The following is a 6,640-nucleotide window of genomic DNA, read 5'->3' as shown; positions in this document are numbered from 1 at the left end:
GCCGAGCGACTGCGGCCTGGCCAGGACGTCATGATAAACAACGGCGGCGGCGCGCCCGCTGGCGCACCCTCTTCCGCCGCCGGCTCCTGATTCATACCATCGCGGCAGTGCCTTCGTGCTCGGTGGGAGCGGCGACCTGTGGGAGCGGCTACCTGTGGGAGCGGCGACCTGTGGGAGCGGCGACCTGTGGGAGCGGCTACCTGTGGGAGCGGCGACCTGTGGGAGCGGCTACCTGTGGGAGCGGCGACCTGTGGGAGCGGCGACCTGTGGGAGCGGCGACCTGTGGGAGCGGCGACCTGTGGGAGCGGCGACCTGTGGGAGCGGCTTCCAGCCGCGACTGCTTGCGACCATGTTTTACCAGAGCGGCGCTTTCCCTGTGGGAGCGGCTTCCAGCCGCGACTGCTTGCGACCACTTCAAGTCAAGCGACGAGAAACGCATCGGGTAGCACTCGTAGTTATCAACCAACCCCGCCCGCACAGGATTCTCGAGGATATACCAGCCGATTGACTCCAGGTCCTCTTCTTTGCGGACAGCGTGATCATGAAATCCTGCCTGCCAGACCCGATTGCATCCACGCCTCAGGAAATTGATGCGCCGCGAAATTCTGCCCTTTACAGTCCTCAGAAGGGCAGAAAGGTCCTTGTTTTCACCCAATGCGAATAGCCAATGGAGAAGCCGCTCCCACGACATTTGATTCCAGGAAACAACCCGTACGAGGTAGTCGCGGCTGGAAGCCGCTCCCACGACATTTGATTCCAGGAAACAACCCGTACCAGGTAGTCGCGGCTGGAAGCCGCTCCCACAGGTCGCGAGCAGTCGCGGCTGGAAGCCGCTCCCACAGGTCGCAGGTAGTCGCGGCTGAAGCCGCTCTTACAGTCGTTGCCAGACGAGAATGCGGTTGTTGGCCGGCAGGTCGTAGTCGCCAACGCGAGTCATGCCGCCGTCGAGAGCCAGCCGGTCCAGGTTTGCATCATCGCGAATACCCATGTGCGCCGCGGTAGCACGCAGCTGGTGATCAAAATCCCGATTGCTGTCGCTGGTGAATTCGCCATGGCGATTGACCGGACCATAGAGCACGACCTGCCCTTTTGGCTCCAGTACCTGGCTGATACCGGCAAACATCGCGCATACCTCGTCGAATGACATGATGTGCGCGGTATTGGCCGTGTAAACGACATCGTAGCTGCGATCCAGCGGAAAGTTGCTGACATCCAGTTCACGTGGCAGGTGGACGTTGCGCAGGCGTGATGCGCGCACTCTCGCGGCAATTGCTTCGTGATTCTCCAACCGGTCGCTGGTCTGCCAGTCCAGATTGGGCAAATGCCTGGCGAAATAAACGGCGTGCTGCCCTGTCCCGCTGCCTATTTCCAGCACATCGAGTTTCCTTGCCGGCAATGCGTCGCGCAGCACCTCGAGGATTGGTGCCTTGTTGCGGTCAGCTGCTTCCGACCAGCCGTTCATCTGCCCGCGTCAGCATGCACCACGTGAGCTGCAAACAGGTGTTGCCGGTAGTACTGCAACTCGCGCACAGAATCCCTAATATCATCGAGGGCCAGGTGGCTGCTGTTCTTGGAAAACCCGGCAGCGACATCCGGCGCCCAACGCCGTGCCAGCTCTTTCAGCGTGCTGACGTCGAGGTTGCGATAGTGAAAATAACGCTCCAGGTCGGGCATCCAGCGCGCCAGGAAACGCCGGTCCTGGCAAATGGAGTTTCCGCACATCGGGGATATGCCAGCCTCGACAAACTGCGCCAGGAACTCGATGGTCGCCGCTGCGGCATCGCGTTCGTTGGTAGTGCTGTTACGGACTCGGTCGGTCAGGCCGGAATTGCCATGCTGTCGCGTGTTCCACTCGTCCATTCCGTCCAGCACCTCGTCTGGCTGGTGGATCGCCAGAACAGGCCCTTCAGACAGGACATTGAGATACCGATCGGTCACCAGCGTAGCGATTTCGATGATGTAGTCGTTCAGCGGATCAAGCCCGGTCATTTCCAGGTCGATCCAGATGAGATTGTCGGCGTGTTTTGACATAGCGAAATCGCGAATTGGCAGTTGCGACTGATTCTAACAGAGGCTAAGCTTTGACGCCCCGCAAGCTGTTGAAATCTCGATGCATCCGCTCACCACTGCTTTTCTCATCCTGTTGCTGGCCGGAACGGCATTTCGCCTGTGGCTGGCCAGCCGCCAGGTGTCGGCCGTACGCGCCCATCGCGATCGTGTACCGCAACCGTTCGACGAGACCATTTCACTTGCTGACCACCAGAAGGCTGCCGACTATTCGGCAACCCGGGTGCGTACCGGCATGGTGTCAGAAATTATCGATACCGCGCTGTTGCTCGGCTGGACACTGGGTGGCGGCCTGGCCCTGCTGGATGGCCTGTGGCGTGATGCCGGGCTGGGCACGCTGCTCACCGGCGTGGCGGTCATAGTCAGCGCCATGATCATCATGGCAGCACTCGACCTGCCGATGTCGGTCTACCGAACGTTTGGCATTGAGGCACGTTATGGCTTTAACAAGACCACGCCGCGGCTGTTTGTCGCCGACCTGGTCAAGGGCCTGGTGCTGATGCTACTGCTCGGCGTACCGCTTATCGCAGTGATACTTTGGTTGATGGAGCGTGCCGGCGAATTCTGGTGGCTTTACACCTGGGCGGTGTGGGTCGGCTTTACGCTGTTGATCACCTGGGCCTATCCGGCGTTTATTGCACCGCTGTTCAACAAGTTTTCGCCCTTGCCGAACCAGGAACTGGCGCAGCGTATTGAGCAGCTGCTGAACCGCTGCGGTTTCCGCAGCAAGGGCATCTTTGTCATGGACGGCTCACGCCGGTCCACCCATGGCAACGCCTACTTCACCGGCGTCGGCAATAACAAGCGCATCGTATTTTTCGACACCCTGATGGAAAGCCTCGGCCACGAAGAAATTGAGGCTGTACTGGCCCACGAGCTGGGCCACTTTCGCAAGCGCCATGTGCTGCGGCGCCTGCTGCTCAGCTTTGCCCTCAGCCTGGCCGGGCTTGCCCTGCTTGGCTGGCTGATCACAAAACCATGGTTCTTTGGTGCGCTGGGTGTGGACACGCCGTCCAACCACATGGCGCTGTTGCTGTTTGTCATGGTGGTGCCGGTATTTACTTTCCCGCTCACGCCACTGATGTCGTACCTTTCACGCCGCGACGAATTCGAAGCTGATGTTTATGCGGCCGAACAGAGCAATGCCAGCGCACTGATAACCGCGCTGTGCAAGCTGTACCGGGATAACGCCACGACGCTTACGCCCGATGCGCTGCACTCAGGCTTTTACGATTCCCACCCACCGGCTACCGCGCGGGTAGCACGGCTCAGCGAACTGGCCGCCTGACAAAGCGCCGTCCATGAAGGCCGACCCGAACAACGAAAGCATCAGTTCGGGCCGTGTCGTTGCCGCACATGGACGCCACGCGGTCGTTGAAGACCACGCGCACAACCGTTATCACTGTGCGATGAAGGGCCGCCGACTGCGGCCAGTTTGCGCCGACGAAGTGCGCTGGCGACTCGAACAGACCGACGTTGGCGACGGGGTTGTCGTCGAGATCCTGCCGCGCCGCACCGAGCTTGCTCGCCCCGACCGTCGGGGTCGCACCGAGGTAATCGCCTCCAACATGAGCCAGATCGTAGTGGTAATCGCGCCGCAACCAGAGCCAGACTATTCGCTGGTCGACCGCTATCTGGTTGCTGCCGAACTTGTGGGGGTCAGCGCCGCAGTTGTGGGCAACAAGAGCGATATCGCCACGCTCAACCTGGCAGGCTTTGCCGCGCTTGGCTATCTGACGGTAACCGTTTCTGCCTGCCAGCCTGACGGCCTGGCGCCATTGATGGACCTGCTGTCGGGCCAGACCAGCATCCTCGTTGGCCAGTCCGGCGTCGGCAAGTCGTCACTGCTTAACGCAATGATCCCTGGCCTCGACAGCCGCACACAGACGTTATCGGATGGCAGCGGCGAGGGTCGCCACACCACGACGGCGTCTATCCTGCATCACCTGGGCAATGGTGGCGAGGTCATCGATTCACCCGGTGTACGCGATTACGCGCCGCCGCCGGTATCAGCGCGACAACTGGCGACCGGTTTCATTGAGTTTGCCGAAGCCGCTTCGCAGTGTCGCTTTGCTGACTGCCGCCACCTGGCGGAACCGGACTGTGGCGTGAAAGCGGCACTGGAGCACGGCGGAATCAGCCGGCGACGCTACGAAAGCTATTGCCACCTGGTCGAACGCCTGGCGGCTATTGATCCGGACAACTACTCGTAGGCCTTGCGCCCGACAAAGGCGTGCGTAAGCGTGCCGCCATCGACATATTCGAGTTCACCACCGACGGGCACGCCGTGCGCAATACGCGTCGTGGCGATACCGGCGCGACCGGCAAGCTCGGCAATGTAGTGCGCGGTGGCCTCACCTTCCACGGTGGGGTTGGTGGCAAGGATCACTTCCCTGATAGCGCCGTCGCCGAGCCGCTCCTTGAGCAGGTCCAGCCCCAGTTCGTCAGGCCCAATGCCATCGAGTGGCGACAGATGGCCCATCAGAACGAAAAAACGACCGCGATAGGCCGCTGACTGCTCCACCGCAATCACGTCGGCCGGCGTTTCAACAATACACAACAGCGCATCATCACGGCTGGACGCCGAGCAGATTTCGCAAACATCCTTTTCGGTGAGCATGCGGCAACGACTGCAGTGGCCTATGTGCTCCAGTGCGTCAGCTATAGACGACGCTATATGACCTGCACCGTCACGGTCGCGTTCAAGCAGGTGAAACGACATGCGCTGCGCTGTTTTCGGCCCGACACCGGGCAAACATCGCAAGGCATCGATCAATTGCTGCAGCCTGGGAGAGAAAAGCACTACGAATTTCTAAAATGGCAGGTTCATGCCGGGCAGGTTGATCCCGCCGGTCAGACCGGAAAATTTTTCCTTGGTTGTTTCTTCGACCTTACGCACGGCATCGTTGATTGCCGCCGCCACCAGGTCTTCGAGCATATCCTTGTCGTCTCCAAGCACCTGCTCGTCGATGTTAATTGCATGCACACCATGGCGACAGTCCATTACGACACTGACCATGCCGCCACCGGCCTCGCCGGTTACTTTGTGCTGGCTCAGCTCCTCCTGCATCTTCTGCATGTTTTCCTGCATCTGCTGGGCTTGCTTCATCAACTTGGAAAGCTGCTTCATTCCGTCCTCATCTCCGGTTCAGGCGCCGTTCTCGCCATTGTCTGTCGGGCGCACAGAGTCTTCCACTACCGACGCACCAAAAAGGTCTTTCAACGCCTTGACGTTGGGGTCGCTGGCAATATTATCGCGTGCAGCATCCAGTTCGTCTTCTGCTGCCTGTACTTTTTTCTCGGCAGGCGTCGCCGCAGCCGGCTTGCCCAGTTTAATCCTTAGTGATACCTCTGCGCCGGTCACTTCGCTCAACGCAGCACCCAGGCGATCGCGCTGCTGATCGGTGAGTAAATGCGCGTGACGCTCGTCAAGCGTCAGGTGCCACACATGACCTTTGCGCCGGCTGAACTCGCAATTGGCGGCCAGTTCGCGGGCGGCGCCGCGCAGGTTAACCTGCTCGATAATGCCGGCCCAGTCCACCTGCCCGTCTGTCGCGATGGCAGGTTTCGGTTTTTGCACCTGCGCCGGTTGCGGGTCCGGTTTCGTTGTCGTTTGTGGCGCTGCCGTTGCCACCGGCGGCTTCTTTTGCGCAGTTGTTGATGCGGCTTTGGGCTTCGCTGCGGCTTTCCGCACCGGGGCGTCAGTGCCGGCGCTGTCACCCGGGCCGGCAGGACGAAATGCCAGCATGCGCAGCAGCACCATCTCGAAGCCGCCACGCGGGTTGGCCGCGAGATAGAGGTCGCGTCGCCCGATGAGCGCAATCTGGTAATAAAGCTGCAACTCATCGGCCGATGCTACCCCGGCCAGCGCCATCGCCAGTTCGCGATCGCCGTGGCTGTCATCAATGGCATCCGGGACCAGCTGGGCCAGGGCGGCACGCTGCAGGAGGCTGGCAATATCACCCAGCGCTGCTTCGTAATCGGGCGCATGTTCATCCATCGCTGCAATTCCCTGCATGACGCCCGGCGCATCGCCGGCTACAACTGCCTGCAGGATGGCGGCGATTTCCTGGCGATCGATGCTGCCCAGCATGGTGAGCACCTCGGCATCGGTCAGCTTGCCGTCGCCAAAAGAAATCGCCTGGTCGAGCAGACTGAGTGCATCACGCATGCTGCCATCGGCGGCGCGCGCCAGCCGCAGCAGTGCGCCCTCGTCTGTTTCAACCTCCTCGCTGCCGGTGATGAGCCGCAGCCGTTCGACAATAAGATCCAGCGGCAACTTCTTCAGGTTGAACTGCAGGCAGCGCGACAGCACCGTGACGGGAAGCTTCTGCGGGTCGGTCGTTGCCAGCAGGAACTTGACGTGCTCCGGCGGCTCTTCGAGGGTTTTGAGCAATGCGTTGAAAGAGTGCTTTGACAGCATATGCACTTCGTCAATGAGGTACACCTTGAACACGCCACGAGTGGGACGATACTGCACGTTATCAAGCAGCTCGCGGGTATCGTCGACCTTTGTCCGCGATGCGGCATCGACCTCTATCAGGTCGACAAAGCGTCCTTCGTCAATTTCGCG

8 protein-coding genes are annotated in these 6,640 nt (G+C 60.5%); 2 read left to right on the top strand and 6 right to left on the bottom strand.

The annotated features are described in order from the left end of the window. Positions 1-196: 196 nt before the first annotated feature. The 3 genes from HKN06_09095 to orn form a co-directional block, all read right to left on the bottom strand. Positions 197-655: a hypothetical protein gene (locus tag HKN06_09095; protein ID NNF61470.1), complete on the bottom strand. Its 459-nt coding sequence runs from the start codon at positions 653-655 to the stop codon at positions 197-199. A 216-nt stretch (positions 656-871) separates the two neighbouring features. Further along, the gene (locus tag HKN06_09090; protein NNF61469.1) at positions 872-1,462 is read right to left on the bottom strand and encodes a DUF938 domain-containing protein; all 591 of its coding nucleotides are present in this window, start codon (positions 1,460-1,462) and stop codon (positions 872-874) included. Beyond that, complete coding sequence (gene orn / locus HKN06_09085; protein NNF61468.1) at positions 1,459-2,031, bottom strand: oligoribonuclease; 573 nt, start codon at positions 2,029-2,031, stop codon at positions 1,459-1,461. Before orn ends, HKN06_09090 begins: the two co-directional genes overlap by 4 nt. Positions 2,032-2,110: 79 nt before the next feature. Between orn and HKN06_09080 the strand changes: the two genes are divergently transcribed. Continuing rightward, positions 2,111-3,355 carry a M48 family metallopeptidase gene (locus HKN06_09080; protein NNF61467.1) on the top strand — a complete coding sequence of 415 codons (1,245 nt, stop codon included), beginning with the start codon at positions 2,111-2,113 and terminating at the stop codon, positions 3,353-3,355. Positions 3,356-3,368: 13 nt separating this feature from the next. Beyond that, positions 3,369-4,280, top strand: coding sequence for a ribosome small subunit-dependent GTPase A (gene rsgA / locus HKN06_09075; GenBank protein ID NNF61466.1), 912 nt, complete (start codon positions 3,369-3,371; stop codon positions 4,278-4,280). Here the strand turns inward: rsgA and recR are convergent. The 3 genes from recR to dnaX all read right to left on the bottom strand — a co-directional run. Beyond that, the gene (recR, locus tag HKN06_09070) at positions 4,271-4,870 is read right to left on the bottom strand and encodes a recombination protein RecR (protein ID NNF61465.1); all 600 of its coding nucleotides are present in this window, start codon (positions 4,868-4,870) and stop codon (positions 4,271-4,273) included. The genes rsgA and recR overlap by 10 nt on opposite strands. 9 nt (positions 4,871-4,879) lie before the next feature. Next, on the bottom strand, positions 4,880-5,197 hold the full coding sequence (locus HKN06_09065; protein NNF61464.1) for a YbaB/EbfC family nucleoid-associated protein: 318 nt from the start codon (positions 5,195-5,197) through the stop codon (positions 4,880-4,882). An 18-nt stretch (positions 5,198-5,215) separates the two neighbouring features. Further along, positions 5,216-6,640, bottom strand: a 1,425-nt coding sequence (dnaX, locus tag HKN06_09060) for a DNA polymerase III subunit gamma/tau (protein NNF61463.1), incomplete at its 5' end; no start/stop codon positions are given.

This window comes from Gammaproteobacteria bacterium, from assembly GCA_013003425.1.
Taxonomy (GTDB): Bacteria; Pseudomonadota; Gammaproteobacteria; order Steroidobacterales; family JABDKV01; genus JABDJB01.
This window is presented reverse-complemented; position numbering and strand designations above follow the sequence as displayed.